This is a genomic window from Mesorhizobium sp. WSM4815 (assembly GCF_055811575.1).
Genome location: NZ_JBVVQS010000088.1, coordinates 13838 through 34051 on the forward strand (window position 1 = coordinate 13838; position 20214 = coordinate 34051).

The following is a 20214-nucleotide window of genomic DNA, read 5'->3' on the forward strand; positions in this document are numbered from 1 at the left end:
ATATGGACATATGTTGTATCAGCCCGATGACATAAGACGTGAATGGAAGCGAGAATGGAGAGCAAGCTGACGCGCGGCCAATGGCAGATAGTTGAGCAGGAGTTAGCGGCAGACATTGAGGCGGGGCGATTTTCCGCCGAAATGCAATTGCCCACAGAGGCTGAGCTCATGCGGCGCTTTGGAGTGGGGCGTCATAGTGTGCGGAGGGCGATTTCTCAGCTGGAAAACCGGGGGCTCGTGCGGGTTGAGCATGGTCGGGGAACCTTTCTCCAGGACACCAGCCGGCTCAGCTATCGTTTGTCAGAGCGCACGCGGTTTTCCCAGAATCTGCTCGAACAAGGTCGCGAACCCTTCGGGCGGACGCTTCGCGAAGAGGAGATTGCCGCGCCTCCACAAGTGAGTGAAGCCTTGCGTCTCCCGTCGAGCGAGCGCGTGTACAGAGTCCTCCGCCAAGGCTACGCGGATGACGAAGTCATCAGCTTCTCCAATATCTATTACCCAGTGAGGCGGTTCCCCGGAATCGGCAAGGCACGCCGCGGTCACCGCGGTGCAACCCAGGTGCTGGCGGAGGACTACGGCATAGCCGACTATATCCGTCTCAAGACCAATATCATGGTTCGCATGCCGACAGGTGAGGAAGCGCGACTCCTGGTCCAGCCCAAATCGCATCCGATTGTCGTCCTGAACAAGGTCGACGTCGACATGAAAGGGGTGCCGATCGCGTATTCGGAGTCAGTCTGGGCAAGTGAGCGGGTTCAGTTCTCAATCGACAACACAAGCCAGCTTCTTCAGGCGTTAGCGGCAAACGCCGATCGGAACAATGAGGACTGACTGTAGTCGAAGGCCCAGGTCAAGAGCTCCATCACAGCAGCTGGAATGGAGTAGGGATCGGAACAAGAACTGTTCCCGCAGACACGCGGCCTTTATCAACCAAAGACAGCTACGGCCGATTTGACGGTGATGCCGCCATCGGGGCTTCGGCGCATCTGACGTCCCGTGGCGGCGCGAAAGACAGTTGGCAGTTGCAGCGCTGGCGGGACCCGTGACCAGAGAGTTCGCATGATTTCCCGGCCGTGCCGAGTTTTCCGAACGGCGCTTCCAGACACGACGCGCTGGGACCAGAAAAGCCGATTTCATGGAAATACAAGTCGGCATGTTGCGGGCTGATCTGGTGAAAGACTCCGGCGATCGTCCGCCGGACCCGGGAATTGAAACCCTCCACCGAATTGACGTGAACAGTGTCGCGAACATATTCGTTGCTGGAACGCTTCACGGTCTCATGCTTGGCAAACTCTCGCCTATGGCCATGAATGCCTTCGCCTCATCACTCATCAAATGCGCGTGGTTTCGATCTGTGTTTCAATCGCACGTTCGGCCGCATGCAACGAAAGACCCGTCACGACCGCGGCACGTGCGTCACCGGCCGGAGCGCCGGGCGTGACGTCGGTCGGCCGCTGCACCATGGCCATGACCGGCGCCTTCTCCCTATTCGCCTGACCTAGGCGTGTACCGTTCAAGGTGCGGAAGTTTTCAAGACTCTTGCCTTAACTCCGTCGAAGGCAGGTAAATGCTTGCCCGCTGCCGGGCGACAGCTCGGCCAGTCGCGTTGTGACTCGCGAGTGAACCATTAGGCCCGGCGGGACGCTTCTCTGCGAATCCAACACTATTGACGGCACGACCGTGGAGGAATCCAAGCATCAGCCTGCGCTGCAGAACCAAGACACGCCGGTGCCTTGGCGAACTTTCCTTATGACCGAATGACTGTTGAGCGATTTCGGGAGGCATTTCCGCGAGCGAGGTGGAGCGTCGAACGCAGGAGCTGGTTTGTACCAGGCAAGACGGCAGCCCGCCGGGTTCACCGCTGGCTGGCGCGTGAGGCCGAGTTGCTGGCGATCCACGCCGATAGCAAGGGGCGTTTAGTCCCTATCTCGAGATTGCCGACGACCTGCGCATTCGGACACCCTATTCGAAGACCGTACTTCGGAAACTCCATGGCATTCCCTGGGTCAAGTTGGGACGATGAACTGCGGGCGTGGCGCGTACCGTTTCGGTTCTATGAGGACCTGCGGCGCCGATGGCCGACAATCGAAGAGGCTGCCAAACGTAGCGAACCCGAGGAAAGGAAGCGACGACGAGAGGCGGAGAGGGACTCGGAGGCTCAAAGAACCACGCGGTTGCGATATGCGGAACGCCGCCGCCACCGCTATCCGTTGCCTGCTGAAGACTTGCCTCCGATGGGCCCGCTCCGTCGCCACCGAGCAGTACGGTGTTGTCGTCTTTACCGAATCGTCAGGTTAGCTCGTCGAGCCGTCGGTATTGGCCGCCTTCTATCCACATGCGACACGGACGGACATCGACTATGTGTGGGGAACGTGGCGCTCGGCGACGCTGACGGAACTCATGGAGTGATTGCCATTGCATGTCGCCTTTGTCAGGTCCGCGCCACAGCCTTGTTTGGCTAATGCTCTGTCAGAAGGCTAACCAACCGGAAAGCAATCATTATTAACTGCAACCGCCCGACTGGCACGAGTTTTGATTGGTTCGGAGGCGGCGGAAGCTGGCCAACCGGCATTAGTGCCGCGGGTAATAGGATGGAGTGGGCGAAGGAGGAGCCGACATGCTAGGACTGCATCAGATGCCTTCCGAAACATACTAATGGCCGCCGGCCTACCGAACATCGTCGTCCTCTTCGCGACCATGCGAAGACCGCTGGCAATATATTGATAAATTATGGCATAAATTGCGAATATTCCTTCGATAGGCAGAATAAATATGTCCAACAAACTACATGAGTTTTGCCGCGACTGTACGTATTTGAGTTGAAGGAGGCCCGCGCAATGAATAAGGCGATTGTATTCCCAGCGCGTGCCAAAGTCGTGCCGATGACGACCTCATCGACAACCCTTCGCGAACTAATTACTGGCAGCGCCTATTCACTCCGGCTAGCGCTCGTTGCCTTCCCGAGACTGCAACCTCCCTGAAGGCGGCGTTCCCTTCGAAGTAGATGCATTGCGCTACCTGACACCGCTCCACCGCCAATATCCGAGGACTGACATGGAAGACATTATTGGGAGATACGCTGAGCATGGTTCCAGTACGCCATACGAGATGGCAGCCCGCTCTGCGTCAATCAAGCACCTCGGGCCGGAATTGGGAAGACAGGGATTGTTCCTTCTTACAACCTGCCTAAGGGTAGAACTCTATGGTCCGCGCCCTGTCGCAGACCGCTTTAGTTCTTCGATCTTTCCAACGGAGCAGTTTATCGAGATTTCCGGCGCAGCTTCGATCACGCAACGGCTGGCCGAGCTTTCTGCAGGACTTCACTCCCAAATCCTTGGCGAAAACTACATCAGTCACCAAATCGAAGGTGCACTCTCCAATCTGCCTGCCAACAACCCCATCTACTCTCTTGCGCTGCTTGCCATCGACGTAGGTAGAGCGGCTCGGGTCCGACGGCACTTCGTCGCCCCGCTCAATTATGACGCGATCGTTCGGAAAATAATCGAGGATAGCTATCAAGCGAACGAGTGCCCGTCGGATCTTTATATAGTCGGGGCTGGATTGTTGGGGCGCGAGCTGATTGTGCGTGAACTAGGTCCGCGATTCCCGTGTCGGACGTTGGTCACCAGGAACCCTAGAAATCTGAAGAAAAAACTAAAGCTGTCAGATCCCACGATAACCTACGCTCGCATCAATGATCTCGAGAACAAAACAGCTCCTGGTTCGGCCGTCGTGATCGCGACAACCGAGGTACCCGACGAGTACCGCGCCATTTTGGAACGGTGGATTACCGAACTGGAACCTCGGGTAATCATCGAGCTATCCTCGATTCCTGTCCTCACATCGTTCAGCGACAATACAGATCGGTACGTTACAATGTACGGTGATCGATTCTTGTCATTTGTCCTTGAGAACAATCAACAACTCGCACCCCTCAAGGATGAGCTCCGCAATCAAATCGCAACCATCCTTTCAACCGCAGCGGACTACCTTTGCGCGGCCTAATTGGGAGAACCGTCAATGTTTCGCGTACTTTCTGATCCCGCCAACGTGCTGACGCTGGTCGGACTCTTTCTCTCGGCAGCTGCAATTCCACTTTTTTTGGCACACCAATATGCCTTCGGGCTCAGCTTACTAAACTTCGCGCTGTTCATTGATCATGTAGACGGCATAGTTGCCCGGCGTACGCCGAAACGCCGCGCGGAATGTGCTGACTTCGGTAAACAGTTCGACTCCTACACGGACATTCTCGGGGCTTGCATCGCGCCCGCCGTTCTGCTTCTGGTCACCGCGCCCGACTGGCGATGGGGAGCACCCCTCACAGTTATAACTATTGTAACTGGAGCAATTCGGCTCAGTTATTTCAACGCGATTAGCTACAAATATACCCACGTTGTGGGGTTTCCCATCACGTATACTGTGCCGATATGCTCAACATTGTTCTTTTTTTGCAGCTTTACGGGCTTTGCTGACTTCGGGAGCATATGGGCACTATTGCTGGCAACGATCCTTATTCTACAGCTTTCAGCGTTTCCCTTTCCGAAACTCCAGGGCGCCGGCTACCGCGTGGTACTGCCACTCAACATAATTTTCGCGGCTCTTCTGTTGATCCTTGGTGCACTCCCACCGGCCTTTTCTCGGTGATTCTCCTGGGAGATAAAGAAAATGGACAAGGACACCGACAAAATCGCGAAAGTCGCCGAAATAGAGCTCAGTATTTCATCAATTATATTCGATACCCCTTTCGATTGATTTGCTGCTAAGAAACGATGTAGCATAGAGCTACTTGCGGTCAGGTATGACAGCAACAAAGTGTCAATTATTCTAGAGCACGACTGGGAAAGCTCAATTCGCAACTTGGACCGCGCCTTGACAGCGATTGACCGGAGTCCACTTCTCATGCACGCGACGAATTCGTCGGACATATATTTAGCTCAAAAGGCCAACAAACTTGCGGTGGTGCTTGGTAGCCAAGGCGCATCTTTCCTGGACGGTCATACCGTAGATCAGACCCATCGCTCGCGGACCTTGGCTCGCTTAGGATTGCGCTTCTTTGGCTTAGTCTATACCTCACGGAACTTGCTAGGAGATGGGTGCGGCGAGAAGCTCGACGGAGGGTTGACGTTTCTAGGCGCAGATATCATTCACGCAGCGAATGAGCTCCCCCTTGCAATTGATATATCTCATTGCAGCCGTGCGACAAGGCTCGCTGCGGCGGCTCTCGCGCGTGTCCCCGTTTGCACGCACTCAAACGCTTTTTCGCTCGTTCCCAATCCGAGGAACGTAAAAGATGAGTGCATTAAGACCATTGCGAAAAGAAAGGGTGTGATTGGCGTTGCGGCGTTGCCAAAGATCGTCGCTGCCCAAAATCCAGGTATCAATGATCTTGTTTCACATATTGAATTTCTACTTTCGAGCGTCGGGCCCAACCACGTGGGGCTGGGGCTCGATTTTGTCGAACGGTCGGACTCGGAAAGTCTGAAACTCCCCTCGACGTCTCGCTGGAGAGCGCTCAGGCCGGATATTTTTGGTGACGTCGCTAGTTTCGGTATTACCTCCTACCCCGAAGGAATATCGTCAATCACATCGCTTCCCGCTCTTCGCGCCCGCTTCGTCGAACGCGGCCATCCGAGCGTCGTGATCGAGCAGATCATGGGTCTCAATTGGCGTCGAGTGCTGGACCAAGCCAACGAACCGGAGGCCAAGCCATGACAGCACTGCAGATCGCCGTTTGCGGCGGCGGGGCTATTGGCCACGCATGTGCGGCCATGCTTTCGCAAAAACCTGGCGTATCCGTCTCTCTTCTATCCACAAAAGCGTCAGAAATCGGTCGAGCCATGCCTTCCAAAGGCATCGCCGTTCAGCAACTGAATGAGGAATTGGTCTACGGTCGGCCGGCATTGATTTCCGCGTGCGTAGGAGAGGTGGTGTACAACGCCGACGTCGTGATACTTACCGTGCCCGCTCACATTCGACCCGGATTGCTTCAGGTTATCCATCAATTCATAGCTGATGACCGGCCCGTATTTCTCGGGGCCATTCCGGCGAATGGTGGGTTTGATTGGCTTTGTCAGTCACTTCGTCCACGGCGGGACAATTCTATTCCATGGGGAATGAGCGGTGTTCCTTGGACCGCTCGAGACGTTGTGCTGGGGCAATCCGTAAGGCTTGGAGGACAGCGTGAACGCCTCGAGATTGCCATTGGAAAAGGCACCGAACAATCCGATGTGCCTTGGCTCATTTCGACTCTTAGTGCCCTCTTCGATCGCCCGATCCGCGTCGTTGATAGCTTTATCGAATTAACATTAGCGCCTGGTAACCCCATATTACATGGTGGGGCCATCTATGGATTGATTGGGCCATATTCTCAGCATTCTGATCTGTTGTTCGACGCACCCCGCTTCTGGTGGAGCGAGATTTCGGAACTCGGAGCGTATTTTATCGCTCGCCTTGACTTAGAGCGACAGCAGTTGCTTCAGGCTGCGAGCTCACATCTAAGTGTTTCTATTGATTCAAGCCGGTCACAATACGACGAAATCGTCTCGTCGTTTGGGCCGATGATTGACGACGCACGCACGCTTTTCACCGCTCTGCGCACGAATCGCGCCTATCAGGGCAAGGTGCCACTTACTGCTATCCGGGATGGCGGCTATCACTTCGATACTGGCTCACGTGCTTTCGTCGAGGATATCTCATTTAGCCTCGCCCTCTGGGTGAAAATCGCCGGACGCTTGGGGATTGAAGTCCCATACATGGCTGAAATCGTCGACTGGTCGCGTTCCGTGGCAACGTCGGATATTAAAGCCGAATTCGATTTCCTCCCATCGGATTGGCCCCGATCGCCCCTCGCGAGTCCTCAAGCCGCTCGCCCACCGAAAAGCGGTCGTCGGACTGTTTAAAAAAAACGGAGAAAACACGATGGCAATCTCTTCCCTGAATCACGCCGCAGCAAAGTACGATCCAATCGCAAACGTTTATGATAAGACCCGCGAGCCGATCCGCAAGTTGGTGCAATACTGGCTCAACAACTGGAGTTGAGTACAAAGGCACGTCTTCTTGATGTCGGCTGTGGGACCGGAAACTACGCCGCCTTCCTTATGGCGATGGGCGCGGAAATTGTGGGCATCGACCCGTCGGAGAACATGCTTGAGATCGCCAGGGAGCGTTGCGCGAGCACCCAATTCCACCGCGCCGGCGCGGAGCAGCTAGCGCTGGAGGATGCTGGCGAGTACCGCAACACGGTGACCGACGCGGTGCTGGTGGCGGCGACGATTGCGGCGGCGCGAGCATGACCCCGAAGGAAGCAAACGTTGACGCAAGCACGGTTGCCGATCGAAAAAGTCTCGCCGCAGAACGAGCCCGCCGTCCTCGCCTTCAATAACGAGCACGCGACCGAGTTGTCGTGGCTTGAGCCGGAACGCCTGTCCTTCCTGCTCGGCGAAGCGTTCTATGCGCGCCGCATCGGCGCGCTCGAAGCCTTCATCATGACCTTCGACCACGACGCCCGCTACGACAGCCCGAACTTCCTGTGGTTCCGGGAGCGCTGTCCGCGCTTCGTCCATGTCGACCGCGTCGTGGTTGCAGGAGAAGCGCGTGGCCGCGGCCATGCCCGGCGGCTCTATGAGGATCTGTTCAACCATGCATTGCGTGCCGGCCAGACCATCGTCACCTGCGAGGTGAATGCCGACCCGCCCAATCCGGCTTCAGATGCCTTTCACGCAGCGCTCGGCTTCGTCGAGGTCGGCGACGCGGTGATCCACGGCGGCAAGAAGGCGGTCCGCTACTATACCAGGCAGATCACCGGCTGAGGCGACAGCCCTACCAGTTGCGGTTCAGCCAGCCACGGGCCCGGCTTTTCGACGATGTAATAGCTGCACAAAGCGCAAGCGAACGCCCCGGCCAGCATCAGCAGCGGCGCACTGCCGTGTGAGTAGACGAATTTGTAGAACGGCTGCTGCCACAGATAGAGCGAATACGACCACAGTCCCAGCGTCGCCATCGGCCAGCAGGACAAAAACCGGTCAGGTGGGGCGATTGGGATCGAGCGCCATTTCGCCCCGGACTCGAGGCGTATGGCCGGTCGCACATAGGCGCCATCACGCGGCTCGACCTCGGGATACCAGAGCAGCAGGGTCTGACCATCGGCATCGGCTTCGTCGAGCTCCACCCGCGCCGTTTGTAATGTCGGCAAGTTGAGCGGTGAGGAAGTCTCGCAGCGGGCCTGTGATATACGCACGGCAGGCGTCCCGGATGGCGTCGAGCTTGGCGCGGCGCTTCTTGTTCGACAGTCCCTCAAGCTCTTCGACGGAGGCAGCCTCGTCGAGATCGTTGCGGAACACGGTAACGTCGATGTCCTCGGAAAAACGCTGGACGAAGGCCTCTCTTTTCAGGAAGCGCGCTTGCTATGTTCAAAGGCCGTCATTTCGGCCGATCATTGATCTTGCTGTGCGTGCGCTGGTATCTGGCCCACAATCTCAGACTGCGCGATCTGGAAGAGATGATGGCCAAACGCGGCCTGAACGTCGACCATTCGACTGTGCACCGCTGGGTCGTTCACTGGCTGAAAAGTGTCTGTGAAACCGGAGCGAAGAGCCTTTCCGCGATGCGCAGGTCTTCGGTACTGTCGATTTCGTACCATCGCAAATGGTCGCAGCGTGCGGCCGCGAGCTTAAGGCCTCGTGCGCCGATCAAGTGGGCTAAAAGCTCTTCGGTATAGGCTTTGGTCGCACCAGAACCGATCAGGTCGTCGAGTGACGGGACGATCATTGCCCGGAGATCCGAACCTGAAAAGCGGATCAGATTTATTGTCTTGAAGAGGGTTGGAGCGCCGGAGACGAGGTTTGCCGCCGTCTGCTTCAATCGGACTTCGGAGATGAAACCGTGGTCCGACAAAACGACTGCCGACCCTTCCATCAAAGGATCGAATGGCGCGACTGCGGCAACGTTTGCCGCATCGCCAATCATCAGAGAGCGGAGCGCATCCGTCTCAAAGAAGACGTCGCCCTCGAGCAGATAGCAATCGCCGGATAGCAGCGCTTCGCGCGCCAACCAAAGAGAATAAGCACTGCCCGTGCAATCGAAGACGGAAGACTCGATATAGTTAATCTGAAGTCCACCGAAATGGCTACCGCAGGCATATTGGATAGCATCCTTGCGATAGCCGACGACAATAGTCACGTCTTCAACGCCGACCGCCTCAAGATTTTGCAGGGCGTTGTGGAGGATCGGTGTGCCGTTTACTTCCACCAGCGGCTTAGGGCGCAAATCGGTCAGCGGACGCAATCGAGAGCCGAATCCGGCGGCGAGAATGACGGCTTTTTTGGGAGCACTGACAGTCATTTCATTCCCCTTTTTTTGCGCGCCGCGTCATTCCCAAGCGTTGAGGACTTCGACGAGCCGTTTGAGGCCGGTCTCTAGTTTCTCAGGCTGAGCCCCATAACAGAGGCGGAGACCAAAGGGATCACCGAAGGCGGTGCCAGATACGGCCGCCACGCCGGCTTCAGAAAGGAGCATGTTTACGATGTCGTCGGCGGTCGCTGTGGCACCATTTCCGGCTATCGTGCGCAGCAGATCTGAAAGGTCGAGGTAGAAATAGAAACCGCCCTGGGCCTTGGGCACCGGTATCCGCGTTAGCGAGGAAAGCACCTGGAGACCAACCTGCCTAGCGCTTGCCAGTTGAAAACGCAGCTTGCCCCGGTAGCCCCCATCTTCTCGCTGCAGATGCTCCAGCACGGCGTACTGGGCGATCACATTGGGATTGGAGGTCGTATGGCATTGCAAGGCTTTGACGGCATTAATCACATGATTTGGACCCGCCAGATAGCCGATGCGCCAACCGGTCAAGGCCAGCGACTTGCTGAAGGCGTTGGCGATCAGGGTTCGCGACCTGGCCTCGGGGACGACCGAGACGATAGGGTGGTGGGTGTGAAGCCCATGCACAAAGTCGCCGTAGCATTCGTCGAAAATGATCCACAGATTGCGACTGATTGCGAGCTCGGCGATACCAACCAGCGTTTGGATATCGTAGACGGCGCCCGACGGGTTGTTCGGTGTGTTGACAACGATCGCTCGAGTTCGTTCAGTAACGGCAGCCTTGATAGCGTTGATGCGCGGAATGTAGTCGCTGGAGCGGGTGTCCACAAAAATCGGCGTGCCGCCAGCAATCCGTATCTGGGCCGGGAAGGTTGTCCAGTAGGGAGCCGGGATGATGACCTCATCACCCGGATTGAGCAGTACCATGGCAGCATTGAACAAGGCCTGCTTGGCACCGGCGGTAACCGCCACCTCCTCGGCCTCCCATAGCTGTCCGGTCTCGCGCGAAATCTTCATTGCCAGCGCCTCGCGCAACTCCACAACGCCGATTGTGTCAGTATAACGGTTGACACCTCTGTTGATGGCTTTGATCGCACCATCACGGATTGTCGGAGCCAGATCGCTCCAGATTTCACCGGCGGTGAAGTCGAAAATCTCCCTACCGGCATGCGCGGCCGCGTTTGCTGCAGCGCGCGCTGCTGCCGTGCCGCTTGAACCCAATAAGCTCATTCGTTCCGCAAGCATGTGCCGCCCTCCACAACAAAGTTTAAGGTTCTTTCGGTACCTGTGGCTGTGCTGTCCGCTTCGGCAGATACTGTTGTTCCGCCTGAGCCAGTTCGTCGTAGCCGATCAGGCTGAACAGCTCATCGAGGCCGGCAACCTGGTCTTCTATCCCGGCGATGCTTTCTTCCGACCAGATGCGGCCGCAGATATCTCGCATGCCAGCGATCGCCGCCCGCATCGAATGGTTAGCCCAGATGACGGTCGAAATGCCGGCATCACGAAAAACCCAGGCCGGCGTCTTGTAGTATTTGGTGGGGACGATGATGATCGGCAGCTTGTTGTTCCATTCCTTGGCGAAGGTCAGGACCTCGTCTGCGACGGCCTTGCCGGAGTGTATGAGGATTGCGTCGGGGCCGGCTTCTGCATAAGCCTCGGCCCGAACCAGCGCCTCATCGAGACCGTGACCCGCGATCAGCGCCTCGATCCGCGCGACGACGACGAAATCCGGTCCCGTCGTGTCTTTCACGGCTTTGAGCCGGCCGCAGAATTCGTCGATGTCAGCAAGCGGATGCCGATCCCCGACAAAGGAATTCATCTTCGGAAAGCCCTTGTCTTCAAGGCACATGCCGCTGGCCCCGCGTTGCTCAAGCTTCCGCGCGACCAAGCGAGCATTGTTGAAATTTCCGAAGCCGCTGTCACCATCGACAAGAACAGGGATGTCCGTCGCATCGACTATGCGCTCGACGACGTCGACGACTTGGGTCCAACTCGCTTCGTTGGCGTCGCGATAGCCGAGCGCCGAGGCTATGGAAAGACCAGAGGCCCAGAGCCCGCGAAAGCCGGCACGCTCGGCAATCGCAGCCGAAAGCCCGTCATGCGCTTCCATCAAAAATGTGAGGTCGTTGGAAAAAATGAGCTCGCGAAGGGTCGTCGATGACGCCGTCACCGGCAAGACTTCCGCCCCGAACGAAATCGCCTTGCTCATTGTATGACCTCCTCCATAACTCAGGTCCAATGAACTCGGTGAACGGGACGATTACTCATCGTCACCTGACCTCGCTATCGAAAAGTCCTTTGGCCTACATGTGCGCAATGGTCGTGAGATCCGCTGGAAGCGGCTCCGTGCCGGAGCGCACGCTACAGCTCAAGCAGCAAGAGCCATGCCAGCTAAAAAGCCGTTGTTATTGCAACAGGTTGGCTTTGCGCGGCTGGTTCCGTTTGTTAGCGACGAAACCATTCTGTCGGGATTGCGACAGTGGACAAGCTATATCACGGTGCGAGGTTGGCAGGTCGCCCCGTAATCATGATGTCCTTGGCCCGCTAGAGCACGTCCTATTTAATCCGATTCAAATCTTGCGGCTTTGCTATGTCCTTTGCGCCCTTGATTGCCCCGGAGATCTACGCGCGCACTCGGGTTTTCATCTGCTGAGTATGCATGAGGGTCGATTGGCTATTCAACAGCGCCAAGCCAAAGGGGTCGAAGTGATTTGGAAGTTCGAAGTTCGCTGCCGGCGTAGAAAGAGAGACCCGGAAGACCGTGCCTGCCGCGTTTGCGATGCCGCGATGCGTTAGGTGGCCCGGAGCAAATCCTCGTGCGCTGCTCGGGACCAACACCACGAAGGAACGTGACAGGCTCTGCGATCGTTGAAGACTTTTGCTCGAGCTGCGTCATGCCATCCACCTCGATACGCAAACGGAATACGATCCGAAGCGCAAAGTCCTTTCGGTGTGGTTCGTCGCCAGCGGCAAACGGTACGAGTTTGAGAACGTGCCGCCGGAGACCTTCGCCGCGTTCAAAGCCGCCTTCGCCAAAGGCCGCTTTTTCAACGACCATATCCGCAATCAATTCCGGCACCGCCTGGTTGGTACTCAATAACGAGCTTCAATGGCCTGAACCTGTCGAAGTCCTACGGAGAGTTTCTGTCATTCCTCGCGTCTGGTCTAGCCGCACCAGCGCTTCATTGACCATCAGCCGGATCGGGCATTAGATGATCGGCTGGAACGAAATCCTCCAACCGCTTCATCGTGAACACTGCTCCATGAACACATCGCTCCCGCGCATCGAACCGCTTCGCCAAGGTGGATCAGTAGTCTATGTTTGGCGTAGGCATTTCAGCAGCCTGCTAGGCGCGCCCGCCGCCACGTGCGGGCGACGCCGGCATCAACCGGCGGGCAGATGCGCCGAGGGCAACAAGCGCGCCTGACGCAATGCCGCCAGATCAGCCGAGCCGGTGCAGAAGCAGGCGACGGCCAACTGGCGGATGACGATCTCGAAATGCGCGACAACCGCCTCGGTGGACACCGTCGCCGCGCGCAGCACGCCGGCCGCCTGCCCGGCGATGTCCGCGCCCAGGTGGATGGCCTTGGCCACGTCGACGCCGTCGCGGATCCCGCCCGACGCGATCAGCTTCACCGTTGGCAGCGCCCGACGTACCGCCTGCACGCTGGCCGGGGTCGGAATCCCCCAATCGGCGAACGCCATTGCCACTGCACGGTCGGCGGCATCGCGGGCGCGCTCGCCCTCCACCGCGGCCCAACTGGTGCCGCCGGCGCCGGCGACATCGATCACCGCCACGCCCGCCTCGACGAGCGCACAGGCCACCGAGGCGGACAGGCCCGACCCCACTTCCTTGGCCACGATCGGCACGCCCACGCTGCGCGCGGCGCGAGCGATCTGCGCCAGGACGCCTCCCCAGTCGCGGTCGCCCTCCGGCTGTACCGCTTCCTGCAGCGGATTGAGATGGACGATGAGTCCATCGGCCTCCAGCGCATCTACCGCCCGGCGCGCTAGGTCCAGGCCGTCGGCCTCGCGCAGTTGCGCGGCGCCGATATTGGCCAGCAAGGGAATGTCTGGCGCCAGGCGGCGCAGCGCGCGCGTCAGCCCCTGTGAGTTGCGGGATTGCAGGCTCACGCGCTGCGAACCGACGCACATGGCGATCCCCAAGGCTTGCGCTGCCTCGCTCAGATGTCGGTTGACGGCCTCGGCGCGTGGCATGCCGCCGGTCATGGAGCTGATCAGCAGCGGCGCGCGAATGGTCTTGCCCAGCAGCGAGGCGCGCAGGTCGATCTGCGTCAAGTCCAACTCGGGCAATGCGCAGTGTTCGAAACGGATGTACTCCCAGCCGGCGGCGACCGTGGCCGGCGCCGTTCGCCGATCCAGCACGATGTCCAGATGGTCGTCCTTGCGCCGGCTCAGGGCGGTGTCGCTCATGCTCGCTCCATCCGTCGCATCGGGCGACGGCGTTGCGTCGGATCGGACCGACGGCAGCGCGCGCACGCCGCCGTCTCCCGCGCGTTCAGGCCGGCGCACGCTGGCCTCCCCCGCAGCGTCGCTGTGGTAGCGGCTGGTCGAGGTCTGGTAGTACTGCGCGCGGATGGCCGCCATGGCCTCAATCAACCGTCCCCACGGCGCGGGAAAGCGTTCTTGCGCCATCACCCGGTGCAGCATGCGCGTATGGCCGGCCAGCTCGTCGTTGAGGAACTCCACCACAGGCATAGCCGGATAGCGCTGCAGCAGCAGGATCGCCGCGTTGTCGGCCTCGCCGGCCGACCTGTCCTTGTCGCGTCCATGCAGATCGTTCTGCAGGCGCCCTATCGCGGAGATGAGCCGCAGGACCTGGCGAAACGCCGGACGCGCGCGCAAGGTCGCCATGTCCAGCCCCCACAGCAACGACAGGCAACAGAACACGTTCGCGTAGGCGATCGAATCGATGCCGTTGTGCAGGTACTCGGCGTAGGACCAGCGTTCCGCCCCTGCCGCCTGCGCGGGTCCGGCGTGCAGCGCCGCGCAGTAGCACTGGGTATCGTCGAGAAGCTGAGCATAGTCGCGACGATCGTAGGCGAGCGCGGCCAGCGAAGCGCGCAGCACAGCGCAGCCCTCGAATCCGGGGAGCACGCACGGTACGCCCCGCCCCAGCGCCTGCTCCACCGCGGCGAGCTGCTCCGGCGCGATCAGGCCAAGGTCGTTGCAATCGTCGAGCCAGAACAGCAGCGCCAGTTCGCGATAGAACGCCACGATCAGCGTTTCGTCCTGCGGATCGCGGCCGGTGCGGGCGCTGGTGTCGCGCAGGCTCGGTTGGATACGCTGCAGGATGTACTGGCCGCCCCTGACCGCTTCCTCGGCATGCTCGTCGGCGAACCCGGTCAGGGAACGCCCCCACTCCAGCACCTGCTGCAGCGCGCGTTCGGTCTGGATCATGGCGTCGCTCCTGGTCCCACGGCCAGGACGCGCCGCCCCCAACGAAGCGCCAGCAACAACCCGGCAAGTTCGGCCACGCGCACGACCCGGGTGGGGCAATACAGTTCCTTGCCGATCCACAGCGGCGTCTGCGGCAGTGCATGCGCCGAATGGCGGGCGAGCATCCACTCCAGCGCACGCGCCACCGCCTGCGCGATGCGCCGGCGCCCTGTCGGCTCTTCGCTCCCGTCCATCACGTGCAACGCGAACAGCGCATAGGCGGTTTCCTCGAATGTGGACGCGCGACCGGTGCCCCAGCCGCCGCCGTCGCGTTGCGCCTGCAGCAGCGCCGCCAGCGCGCGCTCGTCGCGCCACTGGGGGTTGCCTTGCGCCAGCGCAGCGACCGCATGCGCGGTGGGATACAGCCACGAAACGTGCCATTTCTCGTTGTCCCATAGACCGTGCGGGTTGCGATTGGCCTCGACGTAGGCGCTGGTCCCGGCGGCGGGCTTTCCCAACAGTCGCAACGCATGCAGGGCATGGATGTTGGTCGACACCGAGGCATTGCGCTCGCCGGGGAAGGTGACGAACAGCTCGCCGATTTCGAAATGGCGCAACGCATCGACCGCCGGGTCGCGGCCTGCAAGGCGCAGGACGCACAACGCAACGGCGGTGTCGTCCGCATCGGCCGCGAAGTGCAAGGCCGGGCCCAGACCGCGCACGCCCAGGCGGGCGTCGAGCTGCGCGACGATCACGCGCACCGCCTCGGCGAGCGCGGGATGCGCGAACAGCCCGGCCAGATGCAGGGTGTACAGCGACCAGCATGGCTCGAACACATTGATCGGCCAGACGTTGGGCACGACACCTTCGATGCCGCTGCGCGTCGCCCGCGATGCCGCCTGCAGATACGCGTCGGCGCGCCCGACCTGCGGCATGCTCCCCTGTGTCACGGCGTGCGCACGCCACGCGGCGGTGGCCGCCGGACTGATGCCGATGCTGCCGTCGTCATCCGGGCATGCGGTGGTCGGCGACGTCCCCCAGGCTTCCCAGGAGTGCAGCAACGGATGGCCGCTCGGCAACGTCGCCGCCGCCCCCAGCTTGACCAGGCACGCTTGCCGCAATGGCAACAGCGCCGGGTGGCGCGGAAACGCCACGCCGCCGAGCAAGGATGCGGCCTCGACGCACAACTGCGGCAGGATCAGCTCCGCGCCGATCGGCGCGTCTTCCGGCACCGCTTGCGCGTAGGGATCGGGCTGGCGCTCGAGGAACCGGGTTGCAGCCTGGACTGCGTCGGCAGCGCCGGGAAGAGGATCGGCACGCTGCAATGCGATCAACGCCGCCCACGTGGGCGCATGGCGGAACAGCGGGAAGTCCGCGCTTCCCCATCCGCCATCGGCCTGTTGCTGCGCGAGGAGCCACGCGTATGCGTCCTGCCGACCGGTGACGGTGCCGTGGAACTGCAGAGCTCGCGCCGTGTCGTAGACGGACGGACCGACGCTGCCACCGTCGCTCATCTCGCTCAGCAGGTGGCGCAATTCGTAAAGGATCTGTTCGGACAGCGCGTTCACGCGGGATGTTCCTTCTGCAGACGGTCGACGAGAACCAGGACAAGCAGACGCCGCGCTCGTCGCCACAGGCCGGTTGCGGCCCGGCGCACGGCAGCGCCGGACGGCCGCCCTGCTCCGGCGCGGCGACGCGCCCCGATGCCGGCGCCGGTCCGCCGCATAGGCTTGCGCGCAGGCGCCGCGTGCGCCGCGGCCGTGCTGGGCAACCGCTGCGATCGGCGCCGCCGCCTCGGAACACAGTGCAGCATGCACCGCTGCCGCCAGCCGATCGCAGCGGCACAGGGCGGCTCCATGCGGACGGGCGCGCTCATGCGCAGGGCGCGTGCTTGAACAGATACGCGTTGGCCCGCTGCAGCATCTGCGCCAATCGTTCCGCACGCGGCCCCAGCGGGGCGATGGCCTCCCCGGCGTCGCGCAACAGATCCAGCGCGAACTGGCGCGCTGCCTGCAGCCCCATGATCGACGCGCAGGTCGGCTTATGCGCCGCCGCGTCCTTGCCGGCGGTCTTGCCCAGCGTCGCGGTATCGACTGTCGCGTCGAGAATGTCGTCGACCACCTGCAGCGCCAGGCCGAAACAGGCGCTGTAGCGATCGAGCGCACAGTACAGCGCAGCGTGCGCGGCATCCTCCGAGATGGCGCCTAGCGCGCCCATGCGAACGGACGCGCGCACTAGCGCTCCGCTCTTCATCCGGTGCATCGCCACGATCCTGTCCAGCTCGACGTGCTTTCCGACCAGCGACAGATCCATGGCCTGCCCGCCTGCGGCACCCTCGGCGGACACCGCCTGCGCCAGTTCGCGCACGAGCGCGATACGGTTGTGGCCCGGCGCATCCAGGCTCGCCAGGGTCAGGAAGGCGTGCGCCTGCAGCGCATCGCCGACCAGGATCGCAGTGGCTTCGCCGAACTTGACGTGCACGGTCGGAAGGCCGCGGCGAAGCACGTCATCGTCCATCGCGGGCAGGTCGTCGTGGACCAGGGTACAGGCGTGCATCATCTCGATGGCGGCGCCGACGTCGTCGAGCATGTGCGCCGGCGTGTCGGCCAGTGCGCCGGCAGCCAGACAGAGCAAGGCGCGGGTGCGCTTTCCGCCATGCAAGGTGGCGTATCGCATCGCCGCCATCAGCTCGGTCTCACCGTCGTCTTCGGCGCAGAGGAGACGCGCCAGCGCCTGTTCGACCCGCTTTGCGCCGTCCTGCATCCAGATCTCCGGCAGCAGCCTGCCGGATGCGCCGTGCGCTTGCGCGCCCAATCCGCCGAGCGCGGAAACGCCAGTTCGGTCGTCGTGTAGCGTGGAACCGGTCTGCATGTCGTTCATGTCCTTGTACCTGACAGGAGACCGCCACGGCGAGCGGCGAGCCGCCGCGGTGTTGCCGGCGTCGCACCGAGCGAGCGCGCCGAGTGCAGCAATGCCGCGCGTCGGCGCCGCTGCCTCGCCACACGGGGCGTGCGATGCCAGCTCATGAGAATCCGATGCGGATTGTCATGGACGGATGTGCGGTCGGGTAATAGCGCCGGCCTTTTTCGACGCCGCTCAGCAACCGCGGCCGCACCCCGGCCTTGTGCATGGTCAGCGCCAAGGCGATGGAGAACTGCACCAGTTCCAGCCATACCAGGTGGTAGCCGATGCAGACGTGTGGCCCGGTACCGAACTGCAGCATGTCCACCGGCCGAATCGGCTCCGTGCGTTGCAGCCACCGCGCCAGGCGGAACTGATCAGGCCCCTCGTGCAGCAGCGCCGAGGTCGAGAAATGCAGCAGCGGGATGCACAGATGGGTGCCGGCGGGAATGCGCCGTTGGCCGAGTTGCAATTCCTGCAGCGCGCGACGCGGCAGGAGCGTAGTCGCCGGATGCACGCGCAGCGTCTCGCGGAACAGCGCCTCGGCGACCGGACACTGCGCCAGGTCCGCGTGTCGGGTCGGCACCGCGCCCACGCGTTGCGCCTCCTCGACCAGGGCGTCCCACAGCACAGGCTGCCGCGCCAGCTCGATCACCATCCAGGCCATCGTCGAGGCGGTGGTGTCGTGACCGCCAAGCAGCAGCAGGCGGATATTGGCGACCAGGACGTCATCGGAGAGCGCATCATCGCTGCGATCGAAGGCGCTCACCATGTCGTTGATCAACCCCGTTCGCGCGGCATGCGCGCGCGCGTCGCGGACGAACTGGTGCAACTGCACGTCGATCCAGTCGCGGGCGGCGCGGCCACGCCGCAAGGGCAATCCGGGCAGGTCGATCGGGGGCGCGACGATCAACTGCAGCAGTTGCCGGTACTTGCGATGCCATCCCGGCAGGTCGTTCGCGGGGATTCCCATGAGGCTGAAGATGAGCTTGAGCGTCAGATCGCCGGTTTCGCGCAGGATGGTTACGTCGCCGCGGTCGCGCCACGCCTGAACCCGCGCCAGGATGATGGGCGCGAACAGGTCGCCGATGCCGGCCTGGGTCAGCCCCTTGGGCAGGAACGCCGCCTTGATCGCATCGCGCGCCTGCCGGTGCGCGACGCCGTCCTGGGCGACCAACGTTCCGCCAAGCAATTCGGGCGCGATCTCTTCGATCAGCGCCGAGGACACGTCCTTGTGCCGGAGTAGTGCGAACGCGTCTGGATCCACGCAGGTCATCAGGTGTCCGGCAGGGCCGAAATCAAGCCAGAAGTGGCTGCCCAGCGTCCGTTCCGCGCGCCGCAGCAGGCGCGGCAGGTCGCAGACGATGGCGGGAAGATGCCCGACCAGAGGGAAAGCGCCGGGCACGACCGGGATGTCGTACCGCAGCCGGTGCCGACGGTTCAGCGGGTTGAGCAGCATGTCCATCAGCAGCGCGGTGCCGCGGCCGCTTCGGCACCGGCAGGCCGCGCGGTGCGGCTGTTGCCACCGTCGGCGTAGGTCGGCACATGCGCGAGCATGCCGCCGTCGATGCACACGACCTGGCCGGTGATGAACGCAGCATCGTCGGAGAGCAGGAACGCCACCAGCCCGGCCACGTCCTCGGGGCGCCCGGCGCGCGGCAGGAGCTGGTGCCGGCGCAGATGCCGTCGCATGCACTCGTCCAGCTTGGCGAGTAGACGCTCGGTCATGATGAGACCCGGCGCAACCGCGTTGCAGCGGATCTGCGCATGACCGTACTGGGTGGCGAGCGAGGCCGACAGCATGTTCATCGCCGCCTTCGACGCGGCGTAGGACGTCTGCGCGGTGTCACCGCTGAGCCCCTGGCACGACGACATGTTGACGATCGCGCCACCACCGCGGGCGATCATCCGTGGGATGGCCTGCCGGCAGCAGAGCAGCGTGCCGCGCAGATTGGTCGCCATGGTCTGATCCCAGACCGCCAGGTCCAGGTCGAGGATCGCCCTGTCGCGCGGGGTCAGATGCATGGCGCTCGCGTTGTTCACCAGCAGGTCGACCCCACCGAAGTGCCGCTCCGCCGTCTCGAACAGCGCTGCCACCGCCTGCGCATCGGAGATGTCCATGGCCAGTGCCAGCGCGTGGCGCGCTTCAGCCGCGATCTGCACGGTGCAGGCGATGGCCGCCGAGCCATCAATGTCGGCCACCACCACTCTGCCGCCCTCGCGCGCGATGGCGAGGGCGCATGCCTTGCCAATGCCGGCGCCGGCGCCGGTCACAACGGCCACCTTGCCTTCAAACCGTCCCATCGTGTCCTCCTGCATTGCGGTGGTCTTCCGCGGCAAGCCGCTCGGCCTCCGCCGGAAAAGGCGTAGGGTCGGCGCTGGCGCGCTCGTCATCGCCAGCGTCGGTTTCAATGACCCGAATGGCGGCGACCGGGCACTGGCTGGCCGCGAGCCGCACGGCGGCGTGCAGCGCCTGCGGGACCGTCGCCACACACACTTCGGCCACGCCGTCCGGTTCGCGCTGGCGAAAGGTGCCCGGCAGCGTCAGCACGCACTGCCCGGTGGTTCCGCACAGATCCTGGTCGACCACGACGCGCATC

General features: G+C 61.6%; 19 protein-coding genes and 3 pseudogenes. 9 read left to right on the forward strand and 13 right to left on the reverse strand.

Going from position 1 to position 20214, the window contains the following annotated elements; genetic code table 11:
- Nucleotides 1-54: 54 nt before the first annotated feature.
- Complete coding sequence (phnF, locus tag AC0L2B_RS10960; protein ID WP_473745372.1) at nt 55-831, forward strand: phosphonate metabolism transcriptional regulator PhnF; 777 nt, start codon at nt 55-57, stop codon at nt 829-831.
- A gap of 95 nt (nt 832-926) precedes the next feature.
- On the opposite strand, the pseudogene AC0L2B_RS10965 reads toward phnF, so the two are convergent.
- Nucleotides 927-1484, reverse strand: a pseudogene (locus AC0L2B_RS10965) (IS1595 family transposase); the annotation flags it as partial.
- Between the two features lie 1570 nt (nt 1485-3054).
- Between AC0L2B_RS10965 and AC0L2B_RS10970 the strand changes: the two are divergent.
- From AC0L2B_RS10970 to AC0L2B_RS10995, 6 genes are all read left to right on the forward strand, one after another.
- Entirely contained in the window at nt 3055-4005 is a 951-nt protein-coding gene (locus tag AC0L2B_RS10970) for a Rossmann-fold NAD(P)-binding domain-containing protein (protein ID WP_473745373.1), read from the forward strand.
- A gap of 15 nt (nt 4006-4020) precedes the next feature.
- Nucleotides 4021-4644, forward strand: coding sequence for a CDP-alcohol phosphatidyltransferase family protein (locus AC0L2B_RS10975; protein ID WP_473745374.1), 624 nt, complete (start codon nt 4021-4023; stop codon nt 4642-4644).
- A 168-nt stretch (nt 4645-4812) separates the two neighbouring features.
- Nucleotides 4813-5712 carry a membrane dipeptidase gene (locus tag AC0L2B_RS10980; RefSeq protein ID WP_473745375.1) on the forward strand — a complete coding sequence of 300 codons (900 nt, stop codon included), beginning with the start codon at nt 4813-4815 and terminating at the stop codon, nt 5710-5712.
- Complete coding sequence (locus tag AC0L2B_RS10985) at nt 5709-6899, forward strand: NAD/NADP octopine/nopaline dehydrogenase family protein (protein WP_473745376.1); 1191 nt, start codon at nt 5709-5711, stop codon at nt 6897-6899. Before AC0L2B_RS10980 ends, AC0L2B_RS10985 begins: the two co-directional genes overlap by 4 nt.
- 135 nt (nt 6900-7034) lie before the next feature.
- Nucleotides 7035-7292: a class I SAM-dependent methyltransferase gene (locus AC0L2B_RS10990; protein ID WP_473745377.1), complete on the forward strand. Its 258-nt coding sequence runs from the start codon at nt 7035-7037 to the stop codon at nt 7290-7292.
- A gap of 18 nt (nt 7293-7310) precedes the next feature.
- Nucleotides 7311-7808: a GNAT family N-acetyltransferase gene (locus AC0L2B_RS10995; RefSeq protein ID WP_473745378.1), complete on the forward strand. Its 498-nt coding sequence runs from the start codon at nt 7311-7313 to the stop codon at nt 7806-7808.
- On the opposite strand, the gene AC0L2B_RS11000 is transcribed toward AC0L2B_RS10995, so the two are convergent.
- Nucleotides 7784-8167, reverse strand: coding sequence for a hypothetical protein (locus AC0L2B_RS11000; protein ID WP_473745379.1), 384 nt, complete (start codon nt 8165-8167; stop codon nt 7784-7786). The genes AC0L2B_RS10995 and AC0L2B_RS11000 overlap by 25 nt on opposite strands.
- Nucleotides 8097-8339 carry a hypothetical protein gene (locus AC0L2B_RS11005; RefSeq protein ID WP_473745380.1) on the reverse strand — a complete coding sequence of 81 codons (243 nt, stop codon included), beginning with the start codon at nt 8337-8339 and terminating at the stop codon, nt 8097-8099. Before AC0L2B_RS11005 ends, AC0L2B_RS11000 begins: the two co-directional genes overlap by 71 nt.
- Nucleotides 8340-8404: 65 nt before the next feature.
- On the opposite strand from AC0L2B_RS11005, the pseudogene AC0L2B_RS11010 reads away from it, so the two are divergent.
- A pseudogene (locus tag AC0L2B_RS11010) lies at nt 8405-8554 on the forward strand (IS6 family transposase); the annotation flags it as partial.
- On the opposite strand, the gene AC0L2B_RS11015 reads toward AC0L2B_RS11010, so the two are convergent.
- From AC0L2B_RS11015 to aepX, 3 genes are read right to left on the reverse strand one after another with little or no spacing between them, the layout of a single operon-like run.
- On the reverse strand, nt 8554-9339 hold the full coding sequence (locus tag AC0L2B_RS11015; RefSeq protein WP_473745381.1) for a phosphocholine cytidylyltransferase family protein: 786 nt from the start codon (nt 9337-9339) through the stop codon (nt 8554-8556). The pseudogene AC0L2B_RS11010 and the gene AC0L2B_RS11015 sit on opposite strands and share 1 nt — an antisense overlap.
- A 27-nt stretch (nt 9340-9366) precedes the next feature.
- Nucleotides 9367-10557, reverse strand: a complete 1191-nt coding sequence (locus AC0L2B_RS11020) for a pyridoxal phosphate-dependent aminotransferase (protein WP_473745382.1) — start codon at nt 10555-10557, stop codon at nt 9367-9369.
- Nucleotides 10558-10579: 22 nt separating this feature from the next.
- Nucleotides 10580-11521 carry a phosphoenolpyruvate mutase gene (aepX, locus tag AC0L2B_RS11025; RefSeq protein ID WP_473745383.1) on the reverse strand — a complete coding sequence of 314 codons (942 nt, stop codon included), beginning with the start codon at nt 11519-11521 and terminating at the stop codon, nt 10580-10582.
- Nucleotides 11522-12190: 669 nt separating this feature from the next.
- On the opposite strand from aepX, the gene AC0L2B_RS11030 reads away from it, so the two are divergent.
- Nucleotides 12191-12412 carry a KTSC domain-containing protein gene (locus AC0L2B_RS11030; protein ID WP_473745384.1) on the forward strand — a complete coding sequence of 74 codons (222 nt, stop codon included), beginning with the start codon at nt 12191-12193 and terminating at the stop codon, nt 12410-12412.
- A 285-nt stretch (nt 12413-12697) separates the two neighbouring features.
- Here the strand turns inward: AC0L2B_RS11030 and fni are convergent, their stop codons facing one another.
- The 7 genes and pseudogenes from fni to AC0L2B_RS11065 form a co-directional block, all read right to left on the reverse strand.
- Nucleotides 12698-13747 (reverse strand): type 2 isopentenyl-diphosphate Delta-isomerase, encoded by a 1050-nt coding sequence (fni, locus tag AC0L2B_RS11035; RefSeq protein ID WP_473745385.1) that lies wholly within the window; start codon nt 13745-13747, stop codon nt 12698-12700.
- 85 nt (nt 13748-13832) lie between these two features.
- A pseudogene (locus AC0L2B_RS11040) lies at nt 13833-14734 on the reverse strand (terpene synthase family protein).
- On the reverse strand, nt 14731-16281 hold the full coding sequence (locus tag AC0L2B_RS11045; protein ID WP_473745386.1) for a hypothetical protein: 1551 nt from the start codon (nt 16279-16281) through the stop codon (nt 14731-14733). The pseudogene AC0L2B_RS11040 and the gene AC0L2B_RS11045 overlap by 4 nt, the downstream one beginning before the upstream one ends.
- 304 nt (nt 16282-16585) lie before the next feature.
- Nucleotides 16586-17584: a polyprenyl synthetase family protein gene (locus AC0L2B_RS11050; RefSeq protein WP_473745457.1), complete on the reverse strand. Its 999-nt coding sequence runs from the start codon at nt 17582-17584 to the stop codon at nt 16586-16588.
- Nucleotides 17585-17735: 151 nt separating this feature from the next.
- A complete protein-coding gene (locus AC0L2B_RS11055) occupies nt 17736-19079 on the reverse strand; it encodes a cytochrome P450 (RefSeq protein ID WP_473745388.1) in 1344 nt (447 codons plus the stop codon).
- Nucleotides 19079-19918 carry an SDR family oxidoreductase gene (locus tag AC0L2B_RS11060; RefSeq protein ID WP_473498260.1) on the reverse strand — a complete coding sequence of 280 codons (840 nt, stop codon included), beginning with the start codon at nt 19916-19918 and terminating at the stop codon, nt 19079-19081. Before AC0L2B_RS11060 ends, AC0L2B_RS11055 begins: the two co-directional genes overlap by 1 nt.
- On the reverse strand, nt 19905-20213 hold the full coding sequence (locus AC0L2B_RS11065) for a ferredoxin (RefSeq protein ID WP_473745458.1): 309 nt from the start codon (nt 20211-20213) through the stop codon (nt 19905-19907). Before AC0L2B_RS11065 ends, AC0L2B_RS11060 begins: the two co-directional genes overlap by 14 nt.
- Nucleotide 20214 lies beyond the last annotated feature (1 nt).

What these genes read in the sequence shown, in the direction of transcription:
- phnF (WP_473745372.1), top strand. Translation starts at nt 55, where the DNA reads ATGGAGAGCAAGCTGACGCGCGGCCAATGGCAGATAGTTGAGCAGGAG.
- AC0L2B_RS10970 (WP_473745373.1), top strand. Translation starts at nt 3,055, where the DNA reads ATGGAAGACATTATTGGGAGATACGCTGAGCATGGTTCCAGTACGCCA.
- AC0L2B_RS10975 (WP_473745374.1), top strand. Translation starts at nt 4,021, where the DNA reads ATGTTTCGCGTACTTTCTGATCCCGCCAACGTGCTGACGCTGGTCGGA.
- AC0L2B_RS10985 (WP_473745376.1), top strand. Translation starts at nt 5,709, where the DNA reads ATGACAGCACTGCAGATCGCCGTTTGCGGCGGCGGGGCTATTGGCCAC.
- AC0L2B_RS11015 (WP_473745381.1), bottom strand. Translation starts at nt 9,339, where the DNA reads ATGACTGTCAGTGCTCCCAAAAAAGCCGTCATTCTCGCCGCCGGATTC.
- AC0L2B_RS11020 (WP_473745382.1), bottom strand. Translation starts at nt 10,557, where the DNA reads ATGCTTGCGGAACGAATGAGCTTATTGGGTTCAAGCGGCACGGCAGCA.
- aepX (WP_473745383.1), bottom strand. Translation starts at nt 11,521, where the DNA reads ATGAGCAAGGCGATTTCGTTCGGGGCGGAAGTCTTGCCGGTGACGGCG.
- fni (WP_473745385.1), bottom strand. Translation starts at nt 13,747, where the DNA reads ATGAGCGACACCGCCCTGAGCCGGCGCAAGGACGACCATCTGGACATC.
- AC0L2B_RS11050 (WP_473745457.1), bottom strand. Translation starts at nt 17,584, where the DNA reads ATGCAGACCGGTTCCACGCTACACGACGACCGAACTGGCGTTTCCGCG.
- AC0L2B_RS11055 (WP_473745388.1), bottom strand. Translation starts at nt 19,079, where the DNA reads ATGGACATGCTGCTCAACCCGCTGAACCGTCGGCACCGGCTGCGGTAC.
- AC0L2B_RS11060 (WP_473498260.1), bottom strand. Translation starts at nt 19,918, where the DNA reads ATGGGACGGTTTGAAGGCAAGGTGGCCGTTGTGACCGGCGCCGGCGCC.
- AC0L2B_RS11065 (WP_473745458.1), bottom strand. Translation starts at nt 20,213, where the DNA reads ATGCGCGTCGTGGTCGACCAGGATCTGTGCGGAACCACCGGGCAGTGC.